The organism is Dryocola baronae, assembly GCF_051297175.1.
Classification (GTDB): domain Bacteria; phylum Pseudomonadota; class Gammaproteobacteria; order Enterobacterales; family Enterobacteriaceae; genus Dryocola.
The window spans coordinates 1,858,259-1,883,077 of the sequence record NZ_JBINNY010000001.1 but is presented as its reverse complement, the minus strand read 5'-3'; the positions used below and the strand labels follow the sequence as shown (position 1 = coordinate 1,883,077).

The following is a 24,819-nucleotide window of genomic DNA, read 5'->3' as shown; positions in this document are numbered from 1 at the left end:
TTGCAGTGATTGAGGTCGTTATGAAACGCGCGTCGTTTTTGCTTCTTTTGGTGTTATCGCTTTTTGGCTCCCCGACCTTTGCAGCAGACCCGGTCACGGCGGTTAAGCCCTGGCCGCACGAATATACCGTGGATAAAACCTCGCTGGTGCTGCATCAGCCGCAGCTGGATAGCTGGCAGGGGGACGAGCTGAAGGGCCGTCTGGTGGTGGCGGTGAAAGCCGGTACGGCGGTGGGCGCGGACGGAAAGTCGCAGGATAAAATTAACTACGGCGTCGCCTGGTTTAGCGCCAGAACGCACGTCGATAAGGAAAAACGGCTCGTGACGCTCAGCAACGTAAGCTGGGAAAAAGTCACCTTCCCCACCGACGGCGGCAACGAGTCCCGCTATCTCAATCTGTTAAAGCTCACCCTTCCCGACCAGCCGCTGACCATCAGCCAGGATCAGCTTGAGAGCGATTTGGCGATTCAAAATGCGGCTCCGGCGAATAACGTTAGCGTGAATAACGCGCCGCCGGCGATTATTTTTGCCTTTCAGCCGACGCTGCTGGTGCTGGTAGACGGCCAGCCCGCATGGCAGAAAACCGCCCAGCGCGACGTGCAGCGCGCGCTCAATACCCGCTCACTGCTGCTGAAAGATAAGGATACCTTTTACGTTCGCTTCGCCGACGCATGGTTTACCGCCGACGGGCTGAACGGCGACTGGAAAGAGAAGGCCAGCGTGCCGGCGGAAATCACCAACGCGCTGCAGGAGGCGCTGAAAAAAGGTCATCCTGACATGGGCGAAGCCAGCGGTAAAAAAGTCACTAAACCGCAGGTTATAACGGTTGCCACCGCGCCTACCGAGCTGATTCAGCTGGCGGGCGATCCGCAGTTTATGCCGATTGCCGGTACGGGCCTTTCCTATATCGCCAATACGCCGTCTGACGTGTTTATCAACAGCGCCGAGGACAACGCCTGGTACGTGCTGGTTTCCGGCCGCTGGTTCCGCGCCGCATCTACCAACGGGCCGTGGACTTATGTCGCCGGTGATAAGCTCCCGGCTGATTTTGCCAAAATCCCCGGCGACAGCCCGAAGAGCGCGGTGCTGGCGTCTATCCCCGGCACGCCTGAAGCGCGGGAAGCCCTGATTGCCAACGCCGTCCCGCAAACGGCGACCATCACGCGCAGCAAGGCGAAGCTTAGCGTGCATTACGACGGCGGCAGAGCGCAGTTCAAATCCATCACCTCCACGCCGCTGCAATACGCCTGGAACGCCGACCTGCCGGTGATTAAGGTGGATGCGAAGAGCTATTTTGCGGTCAAGAACGGCGTGTGGTTTAGCGCGACGTCCCCGACCGGGCCGTGGGCTGTTGCCGATAACGTGCCCGCCATCATCTACACCATTCCAGCGGATTCCCCGCTGCATTACGTCACCTACGTGCACGTTTACAACAGCACGCCGGAAACCGTGTTTGTCGGCTATACGCCGGGCTATTACGGTACGGTGGTCAGCAACAACGTGGTGGTTTACGGCACCGGCTACCCATGCAACGCCTGGGTTGGCAGCGTGTGGTATAGCTGCCCGGTGACCTACGGCTACGGCAGCAGCTTTGCCTGGGACCCGGCGATTGGCTGGAGCTTTGGCTTTATCAGCGGCTGGATCTGGGGCAGCGACTGGCATTCGCCGGGCTGGGGGCCGTGGGATCATTATTATCCGCCTTATCCCGGCTACTGGGGCGGCGGCGTGTCGGTTTACAACGTCTACAACCACTGGGGCAATACCGTGGCCCAGGGCGTGCGCGCCGACTGGGGGAACGGCTGGACGGGGCGCTACGGCAGCAGCGTGCGCGGCAGCTTCTACAACCAGGCGACGGGTACGCACGGCTGGGGCTACGCCAACAAGGTCGGCAACGAGTACAACGATCTGAAAGGCGGCTCGGCGGGCGGCGTGCGTTTTAATCCGCAAACGGGGCGCGCGGTGTCCGGCCGTGCCGTCGGCGTGCGCAACGACGATAACGGCAACGCCATAGGCGGCGACGTCCATAACAGCATTAATGCCCGCACCGGGCGCGCGACCCACAGCCAGGGCATTGCCGCCGGAACCGACCAGGGCGCGGGCAAAGCGGGGTCCTTTACCTCGGTAGGCCCCGGCGGAGCCGTTCACGGCGCGGGCTACGTCCATTACGATAAGGAAACCGGCCAGGTCACCCACGGCGGATTCGTCAACGGGCCGGACCACGTCTACGCCAGCCACGACGGCGGCATCTACCAGTTCAACAACGGCAGCTGGCAGAAGATGGACAACAGCGGCAAGTTTGTCAGCAGCAGGCCGCCGACGGAGGTGAACGCCGACCGCCAGGCCCGCGAGCGCGGCAGCGAACGCGTGCAGTCGCAGCAGAGCACCGCGCTAAGCCAGACGCGCCACGCTCGGCCCGTAACGCGTTCGGTCAACCCGCCGCGGCGTGAAATACGCCAACCGAGCCAGGCAAACCGCAAGCAGTGGCAGGAGCAGCATCCGCAGGCGCAGATAAATCGCCAGCAGCGGCAGGTAGAGCATCAAAGGATTGAGCGCCCGGCAGTTCAGCCGCATCAGTTTGACCGCAGCGGTTATGTTCCGCGCTTTAGCGGCAGGATGGGCGGCAGGCGTTAGGATTTGGACGTTGGGGGAATAAAAAAACGGCCAGCTTTTGCTGGCCATTTTCACATCACTCAGGCAAGGATTTCGCGCACGAAGGCTTCGATCTCTTTGTTCTGGCAGTTTTCGAAGAAGCACTTCTGGAAGCGCTCGCCGGAAACGGCGGTTTTCACCAGCTCGCGGTCGATGGCGCGCAGGGTGTCGAGATAGTTTTCTTTCACTACCGCGGCTTTTACCTGGTTTAAGATACCGGCATTGCGTACCTGCGGCTCTTTGCGCTCAACCGGGTAGCCTTCGCCCTTACGGCCGGTGAAGGCTTTTTCGAACATGTAGCGCACGTTCAGCTCCGCACCCCAGCCGAAGCCTTTTGCAAAGGCCAGCGACAGCGCGTTGCCGTTGTTGATCTGGGAGAACAGGAACGCGTCGGCAGGATCCAGGCAGTAGCCGCACACCACGCCCGGATGGATGTTCAGGGACATCATCGCGCCCTGGCCCGTGCCGCAGCCGGTTACCACGAAATCAACCGCTTTGGCATTCAGCAGAATGCTCGCCATGATGCCGAGGTGGATGTAGGTCAGGTGGTGATCCTGCTCGTCGCTCATGCCGACGTTGTAGACCGGGTACTCTTTCTCACCCGCCACGGCCTGCAGCTCGTTAAGGATGATGGCGTTTTTGCCAGCCTGACTGTTTTCCATCATCAGTGCAATTTTCATTCTTTCGTCTCCTGATTGGGTCACGGGTATTTCGTGGTCGAAAACCGTGACGAATAGTCATAGTAAAGCCCATAGATGAGCTAACCATACTATCCGACGAACATACTTTCAAATTTAATGAAAAATAGTTTTAAAAAATTAAGATGCGCTCACACTTCTGCCGTTGTGCCGGGAGTGGAAACCAAACGCGGCCGCCGCTTTACCGCCCTTCCCCCGCAGCCGACCTGCGATGCGCCGTTATATAAGCCAGGGAATTTGCTTTAGGGCTGCATTTTTTCCAGATTTTAAAGCAAATTATTCGGCACCGTGCTGCGGGTGATTTCAGGAATTTTAGACGTGCTACCATGCAAAAAAGTGCCGACAGAGGCTTATCGCTATGTATCGTTACTCCTGGCTTTTTGCCGCCCTTGCGCTGGGTGGCTGCACCATCAATAAAACCCCTCAGCCCGTCAAAAGCAGCGAAACCGCAGGCGTAGTGCGCCTTGGATTCGATCTCTCACCGCTGCAAACCGCGAAGGTTGATAGCTACGTCGCGCAGTCCACCGCCAGCCATCAGTGCCAGCAGTGGGGCTATATTGCGGCTTTCCCATATGGCGAACCGATAAAAACCTGTAGCCTGAGCAGCGGGGCTTTGTGTTTAAATCAGAAGGTTACCCTTGAATACCAGTGCCGTGGGATTGGCATGGAAAAATATCTCAGGGATCAAACGGTCGTGCAGTAATTTTAATGATGATGACAGGTGAAGAATGACTTTTTATAAAGCCACGATAGCGGGCCTGCTTGCCCTGACGCTTGCGGGCTGCGTTCAGCCAGCGCCAAAAACTTACGCCCTCGCCGCGGCCTGCCCGGCTGACAGCGCGATGACCCAAACCACGCTCTATTTCGGCCTGAGCCGCCCGGCGGGCGCGGATATTACCGCTAAAGAGTGGCAAACCTTTATCGACAGCGACGTCACGCCGCGCTTTCGCGACGGGCTAACGGTGTTTGATGCAAAAGGCCAGTGGCTGGGGAACGACGGGAAGCTGGCGCGCGAACAGAGCAAAGCGCTGATGCTGATCCATTCGACGGACAAAGAGAGCGAGTCAAAAATTGAGGCGCTGCGGGGGATTTATAAATCTCGTTTCGCGCAGGATTCGGTCATGAGGGTTGACCAGCCCGTGTGCGTCCACTTCTAAAACAACGGCGGGACAATCATCCCGCCGTTTTTATTACAGTACCAATCCGGCAAAGGCCGCCGAAAGCAGGCTCACCAGCGTTGCGCCGTAGACAAGGCGTAGGCCAAAGCGAGAAACCGCATTCCCCTGCTTCTCGTTCAGGCCTTTAATCGCTCCGGCCACGATGCCGATTGAGGCAAAGTTCGCAAACGATACCAGGAATACCGACAGGATCCCCAGACCGCGCGGGGTCAGGCCGGACATCACCTTTTGCAGCTCGATCATCGCCACAAACTCGTTGGCAACAAGCTTAGTGGCCATTATGCCCGCCGCCTGTAGAGCGTCCTGCTGCGGAATGCCCACCAGCCACGCAAACGGATAGAACACGTAGCCGAGCAGCTGTTGGAAGCTGTGCCCGAAGATCGCGGCGAACAGCGCGTTCAGGGCGCTGATGAGCGCGATAAAGCCAATCAGCATCGCCAGAATGATCATCGCTACCTTAAAGCCTGCGAGAATGTATTCGCCCAGCATTTCAAAGAAGCTCTGCGCCTCGTGCAGCTTTTCCAGCCTGATTTCCGGCTCGTCTTCCTGACCGCGCGGGTTAATGATCGACAAAATAATAAAGGTGCTGAATACGTTAAGCACCAGGGCTGCGACCACGTATTTTGGGTCCAGCATCGTCATGTACGCGCCAACAATGGAAAGCGATACCGTCGACATGGCGGTCGCGGCCATCGTAAACAGGCGGCGCGAGCTTAAATCACCGAGTATCTGTTTGTAGGCGATAAAGTTTTCCGACTGCCCGAGAATCAGCGAGCTGATGGCGTTGAACGACTCGAGCTTGCCCATGCCGTTTACTTTTGACAGCAGCGTGCCGACAATGCGGATAATCCACGGCAGAATGCGAAAGTGCTGCAATATGCCGATTAGCGCGGAGATAAAGATTATCGGACACAGTACGCCGAGGAAGATAAACGCCAGCCCCTGCTTGCTCATGCCGCCGAAGACGAAATCGCTGCCCTGCGCGGCGAAGGTCAGCAGCTGGCCGAAGAAACCGGAAACGCCGTTGATAACGAACAGGCCGCTGTCGGAGTGCAGGAAGAAGAACGCCAGGGCGGCCTCAATGACTATCAGCTGTATTAAATAACGCAGACGAATGGTTTTGCGATCGAAGCTGACCAGCCATGCGAGAGCGAGGATCACCACCAAGGCGAGCAAAAAGTGAAGAATATTCATGTGATTTATGATTTTGCGAAAAAAACGTATTTAGCCACAGCCCGTGCGGCAGGTAAATGGCGGCGGTAAGATTATTTAAGCATATGAATTTCTAATGGGTTCATAGGCTTAGTCCACGGAGGGTTATTTTGTTCATCCAGACTTAAGCCATATGTTTGTCGCAAATAAAAAATATAATAATTACGGCTAAAGACGAATGACTATTAATACCGAAATTTAATTTCGTCATTAAAGAAGAATAATATTAGCAACCATTCTCATTACAATAAATTAATTAACATTCTATTTGCATTATTGAAATTAAAAAAATAGAGTAGCGCCACTTACGAGCGATTAAACGGAGTGCGCTATGCTGAAAACAGAAATGGTCGAAAAACTTAACGAACAAATGAACCTTGAGCTGTATTCCTCGCTGCTTTACCAGCAGATGAGCGCATGGTGCAGCTACCACAGCTTCGAAGGCGCGGCGGCCTTCCTGCGTCGCCACGCTCAGGAAGAGATGGAGCACATGCAGCGCCTGTTTGCCTACCTGACCGATACCGGAAATATGCCGCGCATTAACGCGGTGCCGACTCCGTTCAGCGAATATTCTTCTCTGGACGCGTTATTTAACGCGACCTACGAACACGAGCAGTTAATTACCCGCAAGATTAATGAACTGGCCCACGCGGCGATGACGTCCCAGGATTACCCGACGTTTAATTTCCTGCAGTGGTACGTTGCCGAACAGCATGAAGAAGAAAAACTGTTTAAATCGGTGCTGGATAAACTCAGCCTGGTCGGTAAAAGCGGTGAAGGCCTGTATTTTGTCGATAAAGAGCTTGCCACTCTCGATACCCAGGCTTAATTCAGAAAGGGATTGAACGGGCCGGAGCGTTTTGCGCTCCGGCTTTTTTACGATCAGTGCAGGCTGGAATGTTCTTTTTTCATCCAGTATGCCGTAACGGCAAGCGCGGCAGGCTTGATCTCTTCAATACTGTCGATGAACGCCTCATGGGAAAGCTCATCAAGCTTGTCGAACTTCTCCTCCAGCCCGTGCAGGGCAATCGGCTCAAGCATCGTTACCAGCTCTTCCGGCAGCGGTGAAACATCCCACAGCATTACGCCACGCATGTAGCCGAAGCACCATTCTTCAACGATGGTGAACTCCTGCTCTTCGACGATGCTGGTGCCAAACAGCGGCTCGTACTGATCCGGATAGCTGCTAAGGCGTTCGGCAATGTCGTTCACGTGCTTGAACGTCAGCTCAACGAATTTTTTCAGCTCGCCTTCGGACTCCCACAGCGGCTGGTCGCCTTCCCCGCCCCAGAATGCCGCGAAGGTCGCTTCCGGGCCCACTTCTTTTGGCCCGGACAGAATAGCCGTCAGCAGGCCGTCCATCTCGGCTACGTCCATGATTGAGCGTTCGGTGGCGTGCTTCATCAGCACCTCGTCGAGCCACTCAATCTCTTCTTCGGTTAATGGTCCCTGGTTCATGTTCCTGCTCCTGTAGCGAATAGGTTTCACGCGCGCCCGGCGGTGAAGAATAGAGTAATTATCAGGCAAGATAGTCGGAAGGGATATTACAGGCAATAAAAAACCACCCGAAGGTGGTTTGCACGACACTGCTTATCATTGATTTTATTCTTGTCTTTCCCATGGTGCCCGGGGCGGGACTTGAACCCGCACAGCCATAAGCCGAGGGATTTTAAATCCCTTGTGTCTACCGATTTCACCACCCGGGCTCGGGAAGAAAGTGGAGGCGCGTTCCGGAGTCGAACCGGACTAGACGGATTTGCAATCCGCTACATAACCGCTTTGCTAACGCGCCAAAACTTTTGTTGCCTTTTCAGGCAGTAACAGAGAACCCTGTTACTTAAATTTGGAGCGGGAAACGAGACTCGAACTCGCGACCCCGACCTTGGCAAGGTCGTGCTCTACCAACTGAGCTATTCCCGCAAATCTGTACAAGTGAGTTTGGTTAATCACTTGATTTTATTATCTTCCGGCAAGCTGTGCTGCCGTTCGATGCGATGCATTCTACTTAGATGGCGCAGTGAGTCAATGAAATTTTCCTGCACTGCGTTTCGTTTGCTGAATTTTGCGTCGCTTAGATCAAGGTTCGAGCAAATCACCGCGCGCGGCGGCTAAATATTGGAACATTGACCAGAAAGTTAACACCGCGGCGATGAAGAACAGGCCGATCCCGGCGTACTCGATCCACATATTTGGACGCCAGAGCATACCGATAAGCGCCAGCATCTGCGCCATGGTTTTGGTTTTGCCAATCCACGACACCGCAACGCTGCTGCGCTTGCCGATTTCCGCCATCCACTCGCGCAGGGCGGAGATGATGATTTCCCTCGCGATCATGGTGGCCGCAGGCAGCGTCACCCACCAGGCGTGATAGTGCTCAACGATGAGCACCAGCGCCACGACGACCATCACCTTATCCGCTACCGGATCGAGAAATGCCCCGAATCGGGTGCTTTGGTTCCAGCGCCGGGCAAGAAAACCGTCAAACCAGTCTGTAATGGCTGCCAGCCAGAAGATAAATGCGCACAGGAACGGCGCCCAGGTGAACGGCAGATAAAAAGCCAGCACAAAGAATGGGATAAGGAAGACACGGAACAGAGTAAGCAACGTTGGTATATTAAATTGCATAGTGCCGGATAACTGTCTGTCGTAAGTGGAAATTGTCTCTATGTTGCTACAGAGGCCTCAATGTTTCAACGAGTAGAAGATCTTTTCTGCAAGCGCTTGCGAGATACCTGGCACTTTTGCGATTTCCTCGACCGATGCGTTGATTAACGGTTGCAATCCGCCCATATACTTCAACAGCATCTGGCGACGTTTTGGCCCGACGCCCTCGATAGTTTCCAGCGAGCTGGTATTTTTCACCTTGGCGCGTTTTTTCCGGTGGCCGCTAATCGCGTGATCGTGTGATTCGTCGCGGATATGCTGAATAACGTGCAGCGCCGGGGAATCCGGCGGCAGCGAGAAACCTTCCCCTTCCGGTTCGAAGAACAGCGTTTCAAGCCCGGCTTTACGGTCGGTGCCTTTCGCCACGCCCAGCAGCAGCGGATGATGTTTGTCCCACGGCACGTCCAGCTCGGCAAACACCGTTTTTGCCTGTCCCAGCTGCCCTTTCCCGCCGTCAATGAGAATGACGTCCGGGATTTTACTCTCTTCGATGGCCTTGCCGTAGCGACGGCGCAGTACCTGGTTCATCGCCGCGTAGTCATCCCCGGGCGTAATTCCCGTAATGTTGTAGCGGCGATATTCCGCACGCACCGGGCCATTGGCGTCAAAGACCACGCAGGACGCGACCGTCTGCTCGCCCATGGTATGGCTGATATCGAAGCATTCCATGCGCTTCACCTCGGGCAGTTCCAGAACCTGCGCCAGCGCCGTGAGGCGTTGGTGAATGGTCGACTGCTGGGAAAGACGCGTCACCAGCGCGGTGGCAGCGTTGGTGCGCGCAAGCTTCAGGTAGCGCGCACGGTCGCCGCGCGGTTTGGTTTGCACGTTAATGCGTCTGCCCGCCATTTCGGAAAGCGAGTCGGCAAGCAGGGTTTTATCAGGGAGCGTGAAATCGAGAAGGATTTCGCCAGGCAATGTGCGCATCTGGCTGCCCTGCAGGTAGAACTGCCCGACAAAGGTTTCGACCACTTCCGCAATTTCTGTACCGCCCGGCACTTTAGGGAAGTAGCTACGGCTGCCGAGCACCTTGCCCTGGCGGATAAACAGCACGTGCACGCAGGCCATGCCGTTGTCGAAGGCGACGCCGATAACGTCGAGGTCGTCGCCGGTGTTGGAAACGAACTGCTTCTCGGTGATGCGGCGCACGGCCTGAATCTGGTCGCGGATGCGGGCGGCGGCCTCGAACTCGAGGTTTTTGCTCGCCTGCTCCATGCGTTCAATAAGCTGCGTCAATACCTGATCGTCTTTCCCGGCGAGGAAAAGCCGCACGTATTCGACCTGCTGGGCGTAGTCGTCTTCACTCACCAGCCCGGCGACGCAGGGCCCAAGGCAGCGGCCAATCTGATATTGCAGGCACGGACGCGAGCGGTTGCGATAGACGTTATTTTCGCACTGGCGAATTGGAAAGACTTTTTGCAGCAGCGCGAGGGTTTCTCTAACGGCGTAACCGTTTGGAAACGGGCCAAAATATTCGCCCTTCGCATGCTTTGCCCCACGGTGAATGGCAAGACGCGGATGCGCATCGCCGCTCAGGAAGATAAACGGATAGGATTTATCATCGCGCAGCAGAACGTTGTAACGCGGCTGATACAGCTTGATGTAGTTGTGTTCGAGCAGCAGCGCTTCGGTTTCGGTATGGGTGACGGTGACATCAATATGATGAATAAGCGCCACCAGCGCCTCGGTCTTACGGCTCGACAGATTGCTTCTGAAGTAGCTGGACAGGCGCTTTTTGAGGTCTTTGGCTTTACCGACATAAATAACCGTGCTGCTGGCGTCATACATTCGATAGACGCCAGGCTTGCTGGTCACGGTTTTGAGGAAGGCTTGGGAATCGAAGGTTTCACTCACTACTGATTAACGTCTCCGCGCTGAATAACCCATGACGAATTGCCAGATGAGTCAGCTCAACATCGCCACTGATATTCAGTTTACTAAACATGCGGTAACGGTAACTGTTAACGGTTTTAGGGCTCAGATTAAGCTGCTCAGAGATCTCATTGACCTTCTGACCTTTGGTGATCATCAGCATAATCTGTAATTCGCGCTCAGACAAACTGGCAAACGGGGTTTCCGTTTTTTCCGGTTCAATCTGACTTAGCGCCATCTGTTGGGCAATGTCCGATGCGATATATCGCTGCCCGGCGTTGACGGAACGGATGGCATTGACCACATCCTGCGGCGCGGCGCCTTTACTCAGGTAGCCGGAAGCCCCCGCCTGCATCACTTTCGCCGGCAGCGGGTTTTCAGTATGAATGGTCAACATGATGACTTTGATATCTGAAGAGTAGCGTGCGATTTTGCGCGTGGCCTCAAGGCCACCGATGCCGGGCATATTCATGTCCATCAAAACCACATCTACCGGGTGGGTGCGGCACCACTTTACGGCGTCCTCGCCGCAATTTGCTTCACCAGATATCTTGATCCCTTTGATATCTTCAAGAATGCGTCGTATCCCTGCGCGCACCAGTTCGTGGTCATCAACAAGAAGAACGTTGATCAAAGGATAACTCTCCAGAAAAGGGATAACGCTGATAAAAGCTTAGGCGCTTATATTAACGGGTTTTCCGGTAACTTTAAAATGTTAAAATGGAGAAGGCGGCATTACTCGCAAGTTTCGGAAAATTAATTTTACAGTGTTTACCTTAATGCACTCCCGGTAGATTGCCTGTTTACTGGAGGAAACAAAAAGAGTGACGCTTTTAAAAAGTTCAAATAATCCGCAGACATAAAATGGTTACCACCGCCTTAATCAACACCGCTGATTAACGTTTAATAAACGAATCATAAACATTTTCTAAGAAAACTTCGGATTCTACTTAATTACCGCTTTACACCCTGGCTTGTTAAACCAACGGCAAAAAGAGGGATAAAATCCGAACGAGAACGTAACCACTAATAAAATGGTCAACCAGTGTGCTATACTCCGCCGCCTTACGAAAACCGTTGCGCCGAATGACGGTGTACTAACCGAGACTTGAGGAAAGTAAATGAGCACTCCTGAATTTTCCACCGCTGACAACCATAGCGAACTGGCTATTGAAGTCACCTGCCTGAAAGCCATGTTAACCCAGATGCTGAAAGCGATGGGCCAGGCAGACGCAGGCAAAGTTATCATCAAAATGGAAAAGCAAATCGCTCAGATGGAAGACACGGCGCACGCGGAAGTTTTTGGTAATACTGTTAAGCAAATTAAACAAGCTTACCGTCAGTAATTAGGTAGGTTGCGGCGGAAGGCACAAAATGTCTTCCGCCGTTTTTTCGTCTGACACGCAGAACGGTAATTCGCTCAGATAATCCCAATCGCCGCTGCGTAACAGGCGATTTGCGTTTTATTCGGCGCGTTGAATTTCTTCTGCATATTTTTCTGATGAAAATTAACGGTATTTTCCGATATCGATAAAATCATCGCAATTTCCGCTGATGTTTTCCCCTCGCCCGTCCACTGTAGAATCTCGCGCTCGCGTTTGCTCAGTTTCATCGTCATGGCATCGACGGAAGGATCTTCCAGGCGAGCAAGCGTCATCAAACTTAGCTCTGCAATATACTGCAGCCGCGCGTTCAGCTCGTCGTCCGGCCTCAGCTTTCCCTTTACCGACGTGCGCGAGACAGAAAACAACCCCGCCGCCCTGCTCGGCGACATGACGCATTGGGTTATCCCACGACGCAGGCCGTGATCGCGTGCGGCATCCCAAAACTCCGGCGTATCGCTAAACAGCTCGTCATTCCACGGCAGATATCCGCGCATGAAATTGACCGGCCGCAGCACGGGATCGATGACGAAATAATTTTCTGCATGGTATTGATCGACCCACTCTTGCGGGTATGTGGTAATCAACGATGTTTTAGGCCGCGTAAAGGGCACGGGGTGACGAACGCAAAACGAAAAATAATCAAACTCTAGCGTTTGAGATTGTTGTTGAAGCGTTGTGGTTATTTCACTGGTTTCGGTAATTGACTGGAAGGTCTCGAGCGTTTCCCGTCGCCAGCTAAAAAAGTCGCAGTCCGGCATTGTATCTGGCGTTGCTCCTGAAGCTTTAATCATTCGATATTTGGATGTGTAACGCTAACACATTTAAGAAATATATTTATACGATTTATTGACCGGTTGGTCTGATTCTTTAATTAGGTGGCAAGATAAAGCGTCATTTATTGCGGGTAGGCGTTCGCGCTACCCGCAAGGTGAGTTACTGGGTCAAAAATTTCTCGAGGAACTGCCTGGTGCGCGGCTGCCTGGGGTTGGTAAACAGCTCGCGGGCCGGCCCCTGCTCCACGATACGGCCCTGGTCCATAAAGATGGCCCTGTCCGCCACGTCGCGGGCGAAGCTCATTTCATGGGTCACGATAACCATCGTGCGCTTCTCCTGCGCCAGCTGGCGGATGGTGCTTAACACTTCGCCTACCAGCTCCGGATCCAGCGCGGACGTCGGTTCATCAAACAGAATGACCTCCGGGCGCATGGCCAACGCGCGCGCAATGGCCACGCGCTGCTGCTGCCCGCCGGACAGACGGCGCGGATAGCTGGTTTCCTTGCCGGTCAGCCCCACCTTCGCCAGCAGCTCGCGGGCGCGCGCCGTGGCCTCTTCCTTTTGCTCACCTTTTACGATGACCGGGCCTTCAATAATATTTTCCAGCACCGTGCGGTGTGGAAACAGATTAAAGCTCTGGAAGACAAAGCCAACGTGCTGGCGCAGCTCGCGCACGCGGTTCTTCTGCTTGCTGAGGGACTTCGATGCGTCGATGGTAATGTCGCCCACTTTGATCGTCCCGGATTCCGGCTGCTCGAGCAGGTTAATGCAGCGCAGCAGCGTGGTTTTGCCCGAGCCGCTCGGCCCAATAATCGCCACCACTTCACCGGTTTTCACCTCCAGATCGATACCGTGCAGTACCGCCTGGCCGTGGAATTTTTTCACCAGCTGTTTTACGTCGATTGCACTCATTTTGGATCCCTGTCCTGGCGGTTAAGCTGATTCTCGAAGTAGTTTTGCAGCGCGGAAAGCACCGTCGCCATCACCCAGTAAATCAGCGAGGCGGCGAGATACATGGTGAACACCTCAAGCGTGCGCGAGGTAATCAGCTGCGCCTGGCGGAACAGCTCCGGCACCTGAATCGTCGCCGCAAGCGAGGTATCTTTCACCAGGCTGATGAAGCTATTGCTGAGCGGAGGCAGCGCCACCCGCGCCGCCTGCGGCAAAATTGCCCGGCGCAGCGTCTGCCACGGCGTCATGCCGATACTTGCCGCCGCTTCCCACTGCCCTTTTTCGATGGATGAGATAGCCGCGCGCAGCGTTTCTGAGGCGTAGGCCGCGGTGTTGAGCGACAGGCCGATCATCGCCGCCGGAATAGGATCAAGCTCGATACCAAACTGCGGCAGCCCGTAGTAGATCATAAACAGCTGGGCGATAAGCGGCGTTCCGCGAAAGATCGACACGTAGAAGCGCGACAGCAGGGAAAACGGCCAAAACGGCGACAGGCGCATCAGCGCCAGTAAAAATCCGAGGATCAGCCCGAAGAACATGCCGCCGATGCTGAGCTGCAGCGTGAACACCGCCCCTTTAAGCAGATACGGTGCCGAATCCAGCACCAGTTGAAGGCTTTCTTGCATACTTTTATTACACCCTGTCTGGCTTAATTTTTAGTTATGGTGGAGCTATACCGGTGGATGGCGCTTCGCTTATCCACCCTACAAAACGAAATCAATCTTATTTAAACATGCGGATGGTAGGCAAATAACGCCGGCGCCCCGCCGGTGTGCACGAAAACAATCGGGCCTTCATCTTTAAAACGCTTTTGCGCCACGCCGTCTATCAGACCCGCCATCGCTTTGCCGGTATAAACCGGGTCCAGCAGAATGCCTTCCAGACGCGCCAGCAGCTTGATGGCCTCCAGCCCCTCTTCGTTAGGCGTGCCGTAGCCCGGTGCAAAATAATCGTCCCACAGCCTGATCGGTGCCGAAGCGGTCAGCCCAAGCGAGTGCGCCACGGCGTGCTGCAATGCTTCAACCTTCGGCTGCTGCTGCGCGACGGTGCGGGAAACGGTCACGCCGATAAGATCGACGTCCGGCATAACCTGCTCAAGCCCGACGGCCAGGCCCGCGTGGGTGCCAGCGCTGCCCGAGGCTACCACAACCGACGACACGCTAACCTTCCTGTCGCACTGCTGGGCAATTTCCAGCGCGCTTTCCACATAGCCAAGCGCGCCCAGGGCGTTGGAGCCGCCGACGGGGATCACGTAAGGCCTGAACCCCTGCGCTTCCAGACGCGTCGCCAGCTCTTCAAGCTGCTGGTCAGGGGCGTGCAGCGCGTCGCACATTTCAATTTCGGCATCGAACAAATCGAGCAGCAGGCGGTTGCCGTTGGTGAGGTAATTTTCAGCGCGCGTGGCAATCGGGTTTTCGAGCAGGGCAACGCATTTCAGGCCAAGCTTCGCCGCCACCGCCGCCGTCTGGCGAACGTGGTTAGACTGGATAGCCCCGGCCGTCACCAGCGTGTCGGCCCCTTCGCGCAGCGCGTCGGCGGCGAGGAACTCCAGCTTGCGCAGCTTGTTGCCGCCCAGCGCCATCGGCGTGGTGTCGTCGCGTTTAATGTAGATTTCGCGGCCAAGATAGTCAGAAAAACGCGCCAGGTATTCAAGCGGCGTCGGCGCGCCGATAAATTCCAGACGCGGGAAACGGGTCAGGTTGTGCAGTGACATGTGCGACTCCATAAAAGCGGGGAATAATTCCCATCCCTTCATTATGTACCAGCAGGGCCAGCGGCCTGCAAATACAAATAAAAAAGGCGGATATCGCTTTCGCTTATCCGCCTCAGGCTGTCGAAAGACGCTATTTGGTCACGTCAGCGCCGAACCATTTCTCAGACAGTTTCGCAAGCGAGCCGTCTTTCTGCATTTCGGCGATGGCTTTATTCACCGCGTCAACCAGGTCCTCGTTACCCTTACGGATAGCCACGCCCGCTTCCTGACGAGAGAAAGGCTGGCCCGCGACCGCCAGGGTATCTTTGGTTTTCTTCACCAGATCCAGCGCCGCCAGGCGGTCAACCAGAATGGCGTCGATACGGCCTACGCGCAGATCCTGATATTTGGTCGGGTCGTCGTCATAGGTACGGATGTCCACGCCCTGCACGTTCTCACGCAGCCACTGTTCGTAGTTGGTGCCAAGGCCCACGCCGACCTTTTTGCCCTTCAGGGAGTCAGGCCCGGTAATGCTGCCCTCGTTGCCCTTCTTCACCAGCGCCTGAATACCGGAAACGGTATACGGGGTGGAGAAATCATATTTCTTCTTACGCTCGTCGGAGATAGTGACCTGGTTAATCACCACATCAATACGTTTTGAATCGAGCGAGGCCAGCATGCCGTCCCATTTGGTCGGCTTCAGCGCCGCTTTCACGCCGAGGTGCTGAGCAAGCTGCTCGGCAAACTCAACTTCGAAGCCGGTTAATTTGCCGTCGTCGCCCTGGAAGCTGAACGGAGGATAGGTTCCTTCGAGGCCCACCAGCAGCGTGCCGCGTTCTTTAACTTTGTTAAGCAGATTCTCAGCCGCGAAGGTTTTCACGCTTGCGCCTGCCACCAGTGCCACTGCCAGCACGCCCATCAGCGCCTGACGTCCCGCCATTGCTAATTTCATAGATACCCCAGCTATCAATAATTTGTTGTAGTGTAGCGAGTTGGTATTAGCCGTCAAAACCAGTCCGCTACAACTTATTCCATATTAATATATATCGGAAGTTGCGGATCTTTCCTGGAATATGGCGGGCGTATCTGTGAGCTGGACCTGAAACTGCCAGTATTTCCGCAGCGCGATACGATAATTATTGGTACTGGTGCGCGGCAGCCAGGCTTCCAGCGTATCGTCAAGGTAGCCTTGCAGCGTGGAGGGCGCGGGGATGTTCTGCTCGGAGAGGTGATTGCCCAGGCGACGCAGGCGAACAACATATTCGCGAATGGTACCGTGGCTCATTTCGGTTTGTTCGAACAGATACTGCTTGAAGCCGATGATATCGAAGTAGTGATCCTGTTCTTTGCAGTGCAGGTCGCCGCAGAAACGACAAAGCGCCATCCACGACTGTTGTTCCACCTGCCAGGCGGCGTCATCAATGAGCGTGTCGAGCTGCGCGATGGTCGTTTTATTGACGATTTCACCGCGGCAGGTCAGCGTGATGCGGTCAAGAAGTTTGCCGCAGTGTGCGCAGTGGGTCTGGGTATGCTTGAAGTCTTTAAGGTAGCGGCTTAGTGGCCGTCTTTTTGGTTGCTGCACCGTCATGATAAGTTCCTGGTGGTAAGACTAACGTGCGGCACTCCCTACAACTTACCTAGCTTGGTGCGTAAGCGTTTAATGGCCTGGCTGTGCAACTGACTCACCCGCGACTCCCCAACTTCCAGCACGGCGCCAATCTCCTTGAGATTCAGCTCCTCCTGGTAGTACAGCGTCAGCACCAGCTGCTCGCGTTCCGGCAGCGCTTCAATCGCGTCCATCACACGGCTACGCAGATTACTCTCCAGCAAATGCTGCAGAGGATTCGCCTGCTGGTGCTCTTCGGTGACCAGTTCGATACTGTCGCCATGCTCTTCACGCCACTCGTCATAAGAGAAGAGCTGGCTGTTATTGGTATCGAGCAACATCTGGCGATATTCGTCGAGCGGGATGTCCAGCCGCTGCGCCACCTCGGTTTCGGTCGCGTTGCGTCCCAGCTCTTGCTCCAGTTGACCAATCGCTTGCGCGACGCCGCGTGCGTTACGCCTGACGCTTCGCGGCACCCAGTCTCGGCTGCGCAACTCATCAAGCATCGCCCCACGAATGCGCTGCACCGCGTAGGTAGTAAATGCCGTTCCTTGCAGGGCATCATAGCGATCGACTGCATTCAGCAACCCGATGCCGCCCGCCTGTAGCAGATCGTCAAGCTCCACGCTCGCCGGCAGACGAACCTGCAGGCGCAATGCTTCGTGACGCACCAGCGGTACATATCGCTGCCACAGCGAGTGCTTATCCATCACACCATCAGCGGTATACAGTGAATTCACGATAAACAGCCCTGCGTTAGTTGAGTTATCGGCATGATTATCCGTTTCTGGAGGGGTTTTAATCGCCAGAATAGTGGACTAAATGGGGGGCTATTTGGGGGTTATCGATAATTAGAGGCAAGAAAAAACCCCGCCGGAGCGGGGTTTGGTCAGGTTGGCGTGAATTAACGCAGCAGAGACAGAACGCCCTGCGGAACCTGGTTGGCCTGGGCCAGAACGGAAGTACCAGCCTGCTGCAGGATCTGCGCTTTAGACATGTTGGAAACTTCGGTCGCGTAGTCAGCATCTTCGATACGGCTACGGGCAGAGGTCAGGTTGTTTAGGGTGTTACCCAGGTTGGTAATGGTAGAATCGAAACGGTTCTGTACCGCACCCAGGTCAGAACGCAGTGCGTCAACCTGTGCCAGCGCTTTATCGATTACCGCCAGTGGGTTTTCGGTAGTTTTAGCCGCTTTAGCAACATCTTCGTTAACCAATTTCGGGCTACCGTCGGTGTTGGTGGTGATATACATTTCTTTTTTGTTTGCACCAGCACCGGTGCTTACTACGCCATCAACATCAACATCATAAGTTGCACCGCTCACTTTCAGGGTAGAGCCAGTTTTGGTGGCGTTAGCCTGCTGCAGATCGGTTACGGTTGCAGCTTTGTTTGCAGTGGTAGCGTTGGTAGTCAGTGTACCGTTCTGAGAAGAGTACAGAGCCACGTCAGTTTTAACTTCTGCATCAGTACCGTCAGCAGCGGTGGAGGCACCGATAGTGAAGGTGACAGTTTTGCCATCCACTTTAGCAGTGTAAGCACCGTTACCGAATTCAGGGTCGGTACCATCAACAGTTTTGGTGAACTCCATCCCGTCGAAGGTGAATTTGTCACCAACTTTAGCATTTGCACCCAGTGCAGCAAGGCTTTCAGCAGAACCGTTATTTGCCGCAGTAGTTGTATAAGTAGTAGATGCAGTGTTTGGAGTCGTCGCACCGGTCACCAAGCTGCCGTCAGCTGCGCTAACGTAAACAGCTGCGCCAGCAGATTTCAGTGCCTGAGATGAAACGTCAACGTTAACCGTTGCCGCAGCACCGCCAACGTTTACAGAGTAGTTATCAGTACCGGTCGCGCCGAATTTAGAAACCAGGTCGCTAGCAGTCGCTTTCTGAGCGCCGTTTACTTTGAAATCAGACACGCCGAGGCTCTGGGTGTCGATTTTTTTCAGGTCGATGGAGATAGTTTCGCCGTCGTTTGCGCCAACCTGGATTTTCAGGGTGTTGTCCTGAGCCAGAACCTTCACGCCGTTGAACTGAGTCTGACCGGAAACGCGGTCAATTTCGCTCAGGCGCTGGGTGATTTCGTTCTGGATGGAGGTCAGGTCGCTGTCGGAGTTGGTGCTGGTAGATGCCTGAACGGTCAGTTCACGCACACGCTGCAGGTTGTTGTTGATTTCGGACAGCGCGCCTTCGGTAGTCTGAGCGATAGAGATACCGTCGTTGGCGTTACGGGAAGCCTGAGTCAGACCCTTAATGTTAGAAGTGAAGCGGTTAGCAATCGCCTGACCTGCAGCATCGTCTTTCGCGCTGTTGATACGCAGACCGGAAGACAGACGCTCGATAGCGGTGCCCAGGGAAGACTGAGATTTGTTCAGGTTGTTTTGGGTCAACAGCGACAGGCTGTTAGTGTTGATAACTTGTGCCATGATTTTATCCTTATCAATTCACATTATGGGGTTGGGCTGTTGCCCACGGTTTCGCACCGTAACCCATGTATCGGCACCTTATTTTCGAACTTTAGAATTATTTTAGTTTCCCATCACGCCAGGAATTAACTATCTGCTTAGGCTTTATTCCGCCCATTATTTCCGCGCAAATATCATTAAACTTTGCCGCCTGACTGCCGATACCACCTTGAACAATTGTTAGCTAAACATAGGGAACAGACATGGCAAGCTTTTCTTCATTAGGGGTTGGATCCAACTTACCGTTAAGCACATTACTGGAAAACCTCACCACCGCTGAGAAAGGCCGTTTAACGCCTATTACCACTCAGCAGTCTTCTAATAGCGCTAAGTTAACGGCTTACGGCACGCTTAAAAGCGCGGTGGAAAAATTCCAGACGGCAAATACCGCGCTTAATGACGCCAACTTATTTAAAAGCACCACCGCGACCAGCAGCACGGAAGATTTGACTGTCGCGACCACGGCAGGTGGCTCCGCAGGAAAATATATAATTAGCGTTACCCAGCTTGCGCAGGCGCAGTCTTTAACGACAAAGGCCGTCAGCACCGCTACCGACAAACAGGGTACGCCAGGCGCGGATTCCCGTACCCTGGTGATTAACCAGCCGGGGCGTGAAAAGCCGTTAGAAATTAAGCTGACCGACGACCAAACGTCGCTCAACGGCATGCGCGATGCTATCAATAATGCCAACGGCGGCGTTTCGGCGAGCATCGTTAAGGTAGACGATAAGAACTTCCAGCTCGTGTTGACCTCATCTGAAACCGGCGTTGACAACGCCATGACGATTTCTGTCACCGGTGATGCAAAGCTCAACGACATGCTCGGTTATGACAGTACCTCTTCCACAAATGGCATGACGCAGCTCGTAAAGCCACAGAACGCTTTACTGACCGTCAATAACATTGCCATCGAGCGTGACAGCAACACCATTACCGATGCGCCACAGGGTTTAACCCTTACCTTAACGAAAGAGGTAAAAGACGCGACGGTAACCGTTACCAAGAGCAACGATGAGGCCACCACGGCCATTAAGGCATGGGTAGATGCCTATAACTCAATGCTCGACACCTTCTCTTCGTTAACAAAATACACCGAAGTTGAAGCCGGTGAGGACCAGAACGCCAGCAACGGCGCGCTGCTGGGCGACAACGTCATCCGCAGCATTCAGTCAGGCATTCGCGGTAAGTTCACCGCAGGCGACGGCAGCTCGGCCTATAAGACGCTCACCGAAATTGGCGTTAGCCAGGATCCGGCAACCGGCAAGCTCAAGATTGATGACGACAAGCTGGATAAGGCTCTGACCAAGAATTCAGTTGCCACTCAGCAACTTCTGGTAGGCGATGGCAAAACGACGGGCATCACAACGGCTATCTCAACGCTCGTAAAAGATTACCTGTCTGACGGCGGCATCATCGACAGCGCAACGGACAGCATAAACGCCACGCTGAAGTCGCTGACCAAAAAGTACCTTTCCGTCAGCGCCAGCATCGATGACACCATCGCTCGCTATAAGGCCCAGTTTACCCAACTCGATACGATGATGAGCAAGCTGAACAACACCAGTACGTACCTGAATCAGCAATTCTCATCCAGCAGTTCCTGATAACACGAGGTAGCTATGTATAACGCGAGAGGTACTCAGGCCTACGCACAAATCGGCGTTGAGAGCGCCGTGATGAGTGCCAGTCCTCATCAACTTATCGTTTTGCTTTTTGACGGGGCGTTAAGCGCCCTGGTTCGCTCCCGCCTGTTTATGCAGCAGGGGGAAACGGTCGCGAAAGGTGAAGCGCTAAGTAAGGCAATTAATATCATTGATAACGGCCTGAAGGCGGGGCTCGACAATGAAAAAGGCGGCGAGCTGGCTCAAAACCTGGGTGGGCTTTACGACTATATGATTCGTCGCCTGCTACAGGCCAACCTGCGTAACGATGTGGAGGCAATCGAGGAGGTAGAGGTTTTACTGACCAACATTGCCGATGCCTGGAAACAGATCCCACACCTTAATACCGCAGCGCAGGAGCATGCCTAATGTCGCCCAACGTGGAGTTAATCAACCGCTGGCAGCACATTGCCCTGATGAGTCAGGGGCTGCTTGAGCTTGCCCGCCGGGGGGAATGGGATCTCCTTCTGGAACAGGAAATGGCTTATTTACAGGGAATTGAGTCCCTGGGCGCCAGCCCGCTTCCGCCGGGATTAAATAAAAGTGTTGAACAGATGCTCAAAGGTTTTCTTGAAGAAATTTTGAGCAACGAGCAGGAATTGAAAGCGCTGCTTCAGGCGCGACTGGACGAGCTGAGTTCGCTCATCGGCCAGTCTTCACGCCAGCAAACGCTGAACAATACCTACGGGCGTCTGGCTGGGATGCTCCTTGTGCCCAATGCTCCGCAATAGTTTACAGGCAGTATCTCCTCGCTTTAGAAAAGAACCGCTCTCGCTTTTACCAAAATATTCCATACTCCAGAGGTCAGCTAACTGACTTCTGGAGCACGGATGAGATGAAAAACCCAACGCTGTTGCAATTTTTCCATTGGTACTACCCCGGTGGGGGCAAACTGTGGCCGGAAGTTGCCGACCGGGCCGCGACGTTAAACGATATTGGCGTCAATATGGTCTGGCTGCCCCCGGCGTACAAAGGCAGTTCTGGCGGTTACTCGGTGGGCTACGACGTCTACGATCTTTTCGACCTCGGCGAATTCGATCAAAAAGGCGCGGTTGCCACCAAATATGGCGATAAGGCGCAGCTCCAGGCCGCCATCAAGGCGCTAAAAGACAATAACATTGCGGTACTTCTGGATGTGGTGGTTAACCACAAAATGGGTGCCGATGAGAAAGAAAAAATCCGCGTTAACCGCGTCAATGAGGAAAACCGCAACGACATCGACGATGAGGTTATCGAATGCGAGGCCTGGACGCGCTACACCTTCCCCGTGCGCGCCGGCAAATACTCCGAGTTTATCTGGGACTACACATGCTTTAGCGGCGTCGACCATATCGAAAATCCCAACGAAGACGGCATCTTCAAAATCATCAACGATTACACCGGCGACGGCTGGAACGATCAGGTTGACGACGAGCTGGGCAATTTCGACTACCTGATGGGCGAGAACATCGACTTCCGCAACCACGCGGTGACCGAAGAGATCAAATACTGGGCGCGCTGGGTGATGGAACAAACCGGCTGCGACGGTTTTCGTCTGGACGCGGTCAAGCACATCCCCGCCTGGTTCTACAAAGAGTGGATCGAACACGTGCAGGAAGAGGCCGAAACGCCGCTGTTTATCGTCGCGGAATACTGGTCGCACGAGGTGGATAAGCTTCAGGAATACATCGCGCAGGTCGACGGAAAAACCCTGCTGTTCGACGCCCCGCTGCAGATGAAATTCCACCAGGCCTCGAAGCAGGGTCGCGACTATGACATGAGCCAAATCTTCACCGGCACGCTGGTGGAAGCCGACCCGTTCCACGCCATGACGCTGGTCGCCAACCACGATACCCAGCCGCTGCAGTCGCTTGAAGCGCCGGTTGAACCCTGGTTTAAACCGCTCGCCTATGCGCTTATTCTGCTGCGCGAAAACGGCGTGCCGTCGGTCTTCTATCCCGACCTGTTTGGCGCAAGCTATGACGATGAAGGCGGCGACGGGCAGACCTATCACATCGACATGCCGGTTATCGAACAGCTCGACGACCTGATCCACGCCCGCGAACGCTTTGCCCACGGCGTGCAGACGCTCTATTTCGATCACCCCAACTGCATCGCGTTCAGCCGCAGCGGCACGGATGAAGACCCCGGCTGCGTCGTGGTGCTGTCCAACGGCGACGAAGGCGAGAAAACCATCGAGCTTGGCGCAAACTACGGCGGCAAAAACTGGCGGGACTATCTCGGCAACCGGGAAGAGACCATCACCACCGACGAAAACGGCAGCGCGACCTTTACCTGCCAGGGCGGCAGCGTGAGCGTCTGGGTGCTGGAGGACGTGCTTTAATTTTCTGTAACTGTCGGATGGCGCTACGCTTATCCGACCTACGTTTCGTTCGGTTTAATTTGTCCGTGTCGGATGGCGCTTCTGTACGACCTACAAAACTTGAGGACGTGCTTTAACCTAACGCCCTCTCTCGGTATTCTCCCTCTCCTGGGGGAGAGGGCCGGGGTGAGGGCGTCGTGAGCCTGATGCCGGTTCCGTGGTAATTACCCCCTCCTCCTTTCCCTGAGGGAAAGGAGGACAATTCTGTTTAAACAACGAAGCCGCAATTTTTGCCCTAAGCTTAAATTCACGTATCAGGCCTGCGGGCCGCTAATTTGAATTTGAGAGAAGGCTGTAGATGGATTTTATAACCTGGACCGCCGCGTCCGGTGCGTTACTGTTAGTGATGTCATTAAGCTACGGTTGGATTAGCCGTAGCGTCGTTCCGCTTTTTGGGCTTTATCTGCTGGTCGGCATCGTGCTCGGGCCGTGGGTGCTGGGCCTGGTCAACATCGATATCGTCAAATATTCCACCATCATCGCCCACGTTTCCGAAGTGGCGATGGCGGCCTCGCTGTTTATGACCGGCCTTAAAATCCGCATGCCGTTCAAATCGGCGGGCTGGAAAATGGGCGTCCTGTTAGCCGGGCCGGCCATGCTGTTAACCGTGGGCGCGATTGCGGTCGCCGCGCACTACCTGCTCGGCATGGGCTGGCCCATTTCACTGGCGTTCGCGGCGATCATCGCCCCAACGGACCCGGTGCTGGCGAGCCTGATTGCCATCAACGACGCGCGTGACGACGACAGCCTGCGCCTTTCGCTTTCTACCGAAGCCGGGCTTAACGACGGCACCGCCCTGCCCCTGCTGGCCCTGGCACTGATGCTGTCCCACAGCGGCGGAAATCTGACTACGGCGGAGCTTACCCACTGGTTTACGGTCGAAGTGGTCTGGGCGCTGGTGGCGGGCGTAATTATCGGCTTCCTGCTCGGCTACGCCGTTGGGCTTATCGCCACGCATTTTCGCTACTCCCAGCGCGAGTTTGCCCCGAGCGATTTTATCGCGCTGTCGTTAATCTCACTGAGCTATGCCATCGCGCTGTCGCTTGGCGCGTCGGGCTTTCTGGCGGCATTTGCGGCGGGTATCGGCCTGCGCAGCGCGGAGCTTAGGGTTCAGCGCCACTTCCCGGACGAAGACGTTCAGGAACACGGTGCCGCGCTGCCCGCTGAAACCATGGTTAACCCCCACCAGCGGCACGCGTTTGACGAAACCACGCGCGTGAAATCCATGGGCCTTGTGATCGGCGACGCCCTCTCCTTCGGCGATACCGTCGAACGCCTGTTTGCCGCCGCGCTAATCATCATCCTGGGCATCACCCTCGCCCAGCACTGGCAGCCCGACGGGCTGCTGATGGCGGCGCTGCTGTTTATCGTCATTCGACCACTGGCGGTCTACGCCGTCACCTGGGGAACGTCAACCGTGCGGCATCAGCGCCTCGCCATCTGCTGGCTGGGGATCAGGGGCATCGGCAGCCTGAACTACATCGCCTATGCCTGGACCCACGGCATGCGCGGCGACGAGGCGAACTATATGATGGACTGCGCGCTGACGCTGGTGGTGGCGAGCGTGATCGTACACGGGATTTCGGTGAACCCGCTGATGGCGCTGCGGCGCAGGAAGATGCAGTAAAGAGGAGGATTCCCCTGAACGGCGTTCAGG

Annotated in this window: 24 protein-coding genes and 3 tRNA genes; 10 read left to right on the top strand and 17 right to left on the bottom strand. The window is 55.0% G+C overall.

The window, feature by feature from the left end; all coding sequences use genetic code 11:
* The first annotated feature begins 20 nt into the window (after positions 1–20).
* On the top strand, positions 21–2,630 hold the full coding sequence (locus ACSPHG_RS08810; protein WP_435953100.1) for a hypothetical protein: 2,610 nt from the start codon (positions 21–23) through the stop codon (positions 2,628–2,630).
* Between the two features lie 59 nt (positions 2,631–2,689).
* Here the strand turns inward: ACSPHG_RS08810 and ACSPHG_RS08805 are convergent, their stop codons facing one another.
* Positions 2,690–3,328 carry an RpiB/LacA/LacB family sugar-phosphate isomerase gene (locus tag ACSPHG_RS08805; RefSeq protein ID WP_435953099.1) on the bottom strand — a complete coding sequence of 213 codons (639 nt, stop codon included), beginning with the start codon at positions 3,326–3,328 and terminating at the stop codon, positions 2,690–2,692.
* Between the two features lie 376 nt (positions 3,329–3,704).
* Here ACSPHG_RS08805 and yecR point away from each other — a divergent pair, with 376 nt between their 5' ends.
* Entirely contained in the window at positions 3,705–4,049 is a 345-nt protein-coding gene (gene yecR / locus ACSPHG_RS08800; RefSeq protein ID WP_435953098.1) for a YecR family lipoprotein, read from the top strand.
* A gap of 25 nt (positions 4,050–4,074) precedes the next feature.
* Positions 4,075–4,503, top strand: coding sequence for a DUF3574 domain-containing protein (locus ACSPHG_RS08795; protein ID WP_435953097.1), 429 nt, complete (start codon positions 4,075–4,077; stop codon positions 4,501–4,503).
* A gap of 33 nt (positions 4,504–4,536) precedes the next feature.
* Here ACSPHG_RS08795 and ACSPHG_RS08790 read toward each other — a convergent pair whose 3' ends face one another.
* Positions 4,537–5,718, bottom strand: a complete 1,182-nt coding sequence (locus ACSPHG_RS08790; RefSeq protein ID WP_435953096.1) for a NupC/NupG family nucleoside CNT transporter — start codon at positions 5,716–5,718, stop codon at positions 4,537–4,539.
* Between the two features lie 349 nt (positions 5,719–6,067).
* Here ACSPHG_RS08790 and ftnA point away from each other — a divergent pair, with 349 nt between their 5' ends.
* On the top strand, positions 6,068–6,565 hold the full coding sequence (gene ftnA, locus ACSPHG_RS08785; RefSeq protein ID WP_435953095.1) for a non-heme ferritin: 498 nt from the start codon (positions 6,068–6,070) through the stop codon (positions 6,563–6,565).
* A 53-nt stretch (positions 6,566–6,618) separates the two neighbouring features.
* Here ftnA and ACSPHG_RS08780 read toward each other — a convergent pair whose 3' ends face one another.
* From ACSPHG_RS08780 to uvrY, 7 genes are all read right to left on the bottom strand, one after another.
* Entirely contained in the window at positions 6,619–7,194 is a 576-nt protein-coding gene (locus ACSPHG_RS08780; RefSeq protein WP_435953094.1) for a UPF0149 family protein, read from the bottom strand.
* Between the two features lie 162 nt (positions 7,195–7,356).
* Positions 7,357–7,442, bottom strand: a tRNA-Leu gene (locus tag ACSPHG_RS08775).
* A 12-nt stretch (positions 7,443–7,454) separates the two neighbouring features.
* Positions 7,455–7,528: transfer RNA gene (locus ACSPHG_RS08770), tRNA-Cys, on the bottom strand.
* A gap of 52 nt (positions 7,529–7,580) precedes the next feature.
* Positions 7,581–7,656: transfer RNA gene (locus ACSPHG_RS08765), tRNA-Gly, on the bottom strand.
* 156 nt (positions 7,657–7,812) lie between these two features.
* Positions 7,813–8,361: a CDP-diacylglycerol--glycerol-3-phosphate 3-phosphatidyltransferase gene (gene pgsA / locus ACSPHG_RS08760; RefSeq protein WP_435953093.1), complete on the bottom strand. Its 549-nt coding sequence runs from the start codon at positions 8,359–8,361 to the stop codon at positions 7,813–7,815.
* A gap of 57 nt (positions 8,362–8,418) precedes the next feature.
* Positions 8,419–10,251 carry an excinuclease ABC subunit UvrC gene (gene uvrC / locus ACSPHG_RS08755; protein WP_435953092.1) on the bottom strand — a complete coding sequence of 611 codons (1,833 nt, stop codon included), beginning with the start codon at positions 10,249–10,251 and terminating at the stop codon, positions 8,419–8,421.
* The gene (uvrY, locus tag ACSPHG_RS08750; RefSeq protein WP_435953091.1) at positions 10,244–10,903 is read right to left on the bottom strand and encodes a UvrY/SirA/GacA family response regulator transcription factor; all 660 of its coding nucleotides are present in this window, start codon (positions 10,901–10,903) and stop codon (positions 10,244–10,246) included. The genes uvrC and uvrY overlap by 8 nt, the downstream gene beginning before the upstream one ends.
* 487 nt (positions 10,904–11,390) lie before the next feature.
* On the opposite strand from uvrY, the gene ACSPHG_RS08745 reads away from it, so the two are divergent.
* Complete coding sequence (locus ACSPHG_RS08745; protein ID WP_435953090.1) at positions 11,391–11,615, top strand: DUF2594 family protein; 225 nt, start codon at positions 11,391–11,393, stop codon at positions 11,613–11,615.
* 74 nt (positions 11,616–11,689) lie between these two features.
* Here ACSPHG_RS08745 and sdiA read toward each other — a convergent pair whose 3' ends face one another.
* The 8 genes from sdiA to ACSPHG_RS08705 form a co-directional block, all read right to left on the bottom strand.
* Positions 11,690–12,412 (bottom strand): quorum-sensing transcriptional regulator SdiA, encoded by a 723-nt coding sequence (gene sdiA / locus ACSPHG_RS08740; RefSeq protein WP_435955977.1) that lies wholly within the window; start codon positions 12,410–12,412, stop codon positions 11,690–11,692.
* 175 nt (positions 12,413–12,587) lie between these two features.
* Complete coding sequence (gene tcyN, locus ACSPHG_RS08735) at positions 12,588–13,340, bottom strand: L-cystine ABC transporter ATP-binding protein TcyN (protein WP_435953089.1); 753 nt, start codon at positions 13,338–13,340, stop codon at positions 12,588–12,590.
* Positions 13,337–14,005: a cystine ABC transporter permease gene (tcyL, locus tag ACSPHG_RS08730; RefSeq protein ID WP_435953088.1), complete on the bottom strand. Its 669-nt coding sequence runs from the start codon at positions 14,003–14,005 to the stop codon at positions 13,337–13,339. Before tcyL ends, tcyN begins: the two co-directional genes overlap by 4 nt.
* Positions 14,006–14,106: 101 nt before the next feature.
* Complete coding sequence (gene dcyD, locus ACSPHG_RS08725; protein WP_435953087.1) at positions 14,107–15,093, bottom strand: D-cysteine desulfhydrase; 987 nt, start codon at positions 15,091–15,093, stop codon at positions 14,107–14,109.
* A 130-nt stretch (positions 15,094–15,223) separates the two neighbouring features.
* Positions 15,224–16,024: a cystine ABC transporter substrate-binding protein gene (gene tcyJ / locus ACSPHG_RS08720; RefSeq protein ID WP_435953086.1), complete on the bottom strand. Its 801-nt coding sequence runs from the start codon at positions 16,022–16,024 to the stop codon at positions 15,224–15,226.
* A gap of 84 nt (positions 16,025–16,108) precedes the next feature.
* Positions 16,109–16,660: a flagella biosynthesis regulatory protein FliZ gene (fliZ, locus tag ACSPHG_RS08715; protein WP_435953085.1), complete on the bottom strand. Its 552-nt coding sequence runs from the start codon at positions 16,658–16,660 to the stop codon at positions 16,109–16,111.
* Between the two features lie 38 nt (positions 16,661–16,698).
* Positions 16,699–17,418: an RNA polymerase sigma factor FliA gene (locus ACSPHG_RS08710; protein ID WP_435953084.1), complete on the bottom strand. Its 720-nt coding sequence runs from the start codon at positions 17,416–17,418 to the stop codon at positions 16,699–16,701.
* A 164-nt stretch (positions 17,419–17,582) separates the two neighbouring features.
* On the bottom strand, positions 17,583–19,100 hold the full coding sequence (locus ACSPHG_RS08705; RefSeq protein WP_435953083.1) for a flagellin N-terminal helical domain-containing protein: 1,518 nt from the start codon (positions 19,098–19,100) through the stop codon (positions 17,583–17,585).
* Between the two features lie 242 nt (positions 19,101–19,342).
* Here ACSPHG_RS08705 and fliD point away from each other — a divergent pair, with 242 nt between their 5' ends.
* From fliD to ACSPHG_RS08680, 5 genes are all read left to right on the top strand, one after another.
* The gene (fliD, locus tag ACSPHG_RS08700; RefSeq protein ID WP_435953082.1) at positions 19,343–20,743 is read left to right on the top strand and encodes a flagellar filament capping protein FliD; all 1,401 of its coding nucleotides are present in this window, start codon (positions 19,343–19,345) and stop codon (positions 20,741–20,743) included.
* Positions 20,744–20,758: 15 nt separating this feature from the next.
* Entirely contained in the window at positions 20,759–21,169 is a 411-nt protein-coding gene (gene fliS, locus ACSPHG_RS08695; protein ID WP_435953081.1) for a flagellar export chaperone FliS, read from the top strand.
* A complete protein-coding gene (gene fliT, locus ACSPHG_RS08690) occupies positions 21,169–21,531 on the top strand; it encodes a flagella biosynthesis regulatory protein FliT (protein WP_435953080.1) in 363 nt (120 codons plus the stop codon). Before fliS ends, fliT begins: the two co-directional genes overlap by 1 nt.
* 104 nt (positions 21,532–21,635) lie before the next feature.
* On the top strand, positions 21,636–23,123 hold the full coding sequence (gene amyA, locus ACSPHG_RS08685) for an alpha-amylase (RefSeq protein ID WP_435953079.1): 1,488 nt from the start codon (positions 21,636–21,638) through the stop codon (positions 23,121–23,123).
* Between the two features lie 337 nt (positions 23,124–23,460).
* Positions 23,461–24,789 carry a cation:proton antiporter gene (locus tag ACSPHG_RS08680; protein ID WP_435953078.1) on the top strand — a complete coding sequence of 443 codons (1,329 nt, stop codon included), beginning with the start codon at positions 23,461–23,463 and terminating at the stop codon, positions 24,787–24,789.
* Positions 24,790–24,819 lie beyond the last annotated feature (30 nt).

Excerpts from the sequence above, each read along its gene's own strand:
- ACSPHG_RS08810 (WP_435953100.1), top strand. The coding sequence starts at position 21 with ATGAAACGCGCGTCGTTTTTGCTTCTTTTGGTGTTATCGCTTTTTGGC.
- ACSPHG_RS08805 (WP_435953099.1), bottom strand. The coding sequence starts at position 3,328 with ATGAAAATTGCACTGATGATGGAAAACAGTCAGGCTGGCAAAAACGCC.
- yecR (WP_435953098.1), top strand. The coding sequence starts at position 3,705 with ATGTATCGTTACTCCTGGCTTTTTGCCGCCCTTGCGCTGGGTGGCTGC.
- ACSPHG_RS08795 (WP_435953097.1), top strand. The coding sequence starts at position 4,075 with ATGACTTTTTATAAAGCCACGATAGCGGGCCTGCTTGCCCTGACGCTT.
- ACSPHG_RS08790 (WP_435953096.1), bottom strand. The coding sequence starts at position 5,718 with ATGAATATTCTTCACTTTTTGCTCGCCTTGGTGGTGATCCTCGCTCTC.
- ftnA (WP_435953095.1), top strand. The coding sequence starts at position 6,068 with ATGCTGAAAACAGAAATGGTCGAAAAACTTAACGAACAAATGAACCTT.
- ACSPHG_RS08780 (WP_435953094.1), bottom strand. The coding sequence starts at position 7,194 with ATGAACCAGGGACCATTAACCGAAGAAGAGATTGAGTGGCTCGACGAG.
- pgsA (WP_435953093.1), bottom strand. The coding sequence starts at position 8,361 with ATGCAATTTAATATACCAACGTTGCTTACTCTGTTCCGTGTCTTCCTT.
- ACSPHG_RS08745 (WP_435953090.1), top strand. The coding sequence starts at position 11,391 with ATGAGCACTCCTGAATTTTCCACCGCTGACAACCATAGCGAACTGGCT.
- sdiA (WP_435955977.1), bottom strand. The coding sequence starts at position 12,412 with ATGCCGGACTGCGACTTTTTTAGCTGGCGACGGGAAACGCTCGAGACC.
- tcyN (WP_435953089.1), bottom strand. The coding sequence starts at position 13,340 with ATGAGTGCAATCGACGTAAAACAGCTGGTGAAAAAATTCCACGGCCAG.
- tcyL (WP_435953088.1), bottom strand. The coding sequence starts at position 14,005 with ATGCAAGAAAGCCTTCAACTGGTGCTGGATTCGGCACCGTATCTGCTT.
- dcyD (WP_435953087.1), bottom strand. The coding sequence starts at position 15,093 with ATGTCACTGCACAACCTGACCCGTTTCCCGCGTCTGGAATTTATCGGC.
- tcyJ (WP_435953086.1), bottom strand. The coding sequence starts at position 16,024 with ATGAAATTAGCAATGGCGGGACGTCAGGCGCTGATGGGCGTGCTGGCA.
- fliZ (WP_435953085.1), bottom strand. The coding sequence starts at position 16,660 with ATGACGGTGCAGCAACCAAAAAGACGGCCACTAAGCCGCTACCTTAAA.
- ACSPHG_RS08705 (WP_435953083.1), bottom strand. The coding sequence starts at position 19,100 with ATGGCACAAGTTATCAACACTAACAGCCTGTCGCTGTTGACCCAAAAC.
- fliD (WP_435953082.1), top strand. The coding sequence starts at position 19,343 with ATGGCAAGCTTTTCTTCATTAGGGGTTGGATCCAACTTACCGTTAAGC.
- fliS (WP_435953081.1), top strand. The coding sequence starts at position 20,759 with ATGTATAACGCGAGAGGTACTCAGGCCTACGCACAAATCGGCGTTGAG.
- fliT (WP_435953080.1), top strand. The coding sequence starts at position 21,169 with ATGTCGCCCAACGTGGAGTTAATCAACCGCTGGCAGCACATTGCCCTG.
- amyA (WP_435953079.1), top strand. The coding sequence starts at position 21,636 with ATGAAAAACCCAACGCTGTTGCAATTTTTCCATTGGTACTACCCCGGT.
- ACSPHG_RS08680 (WP_435953078.1), top strand. The coding sequence starts at position 23,461 with ATGGATTTTATAACCTGGACCGCCGCGTCCGGTGCGTTACTGTTAGTG.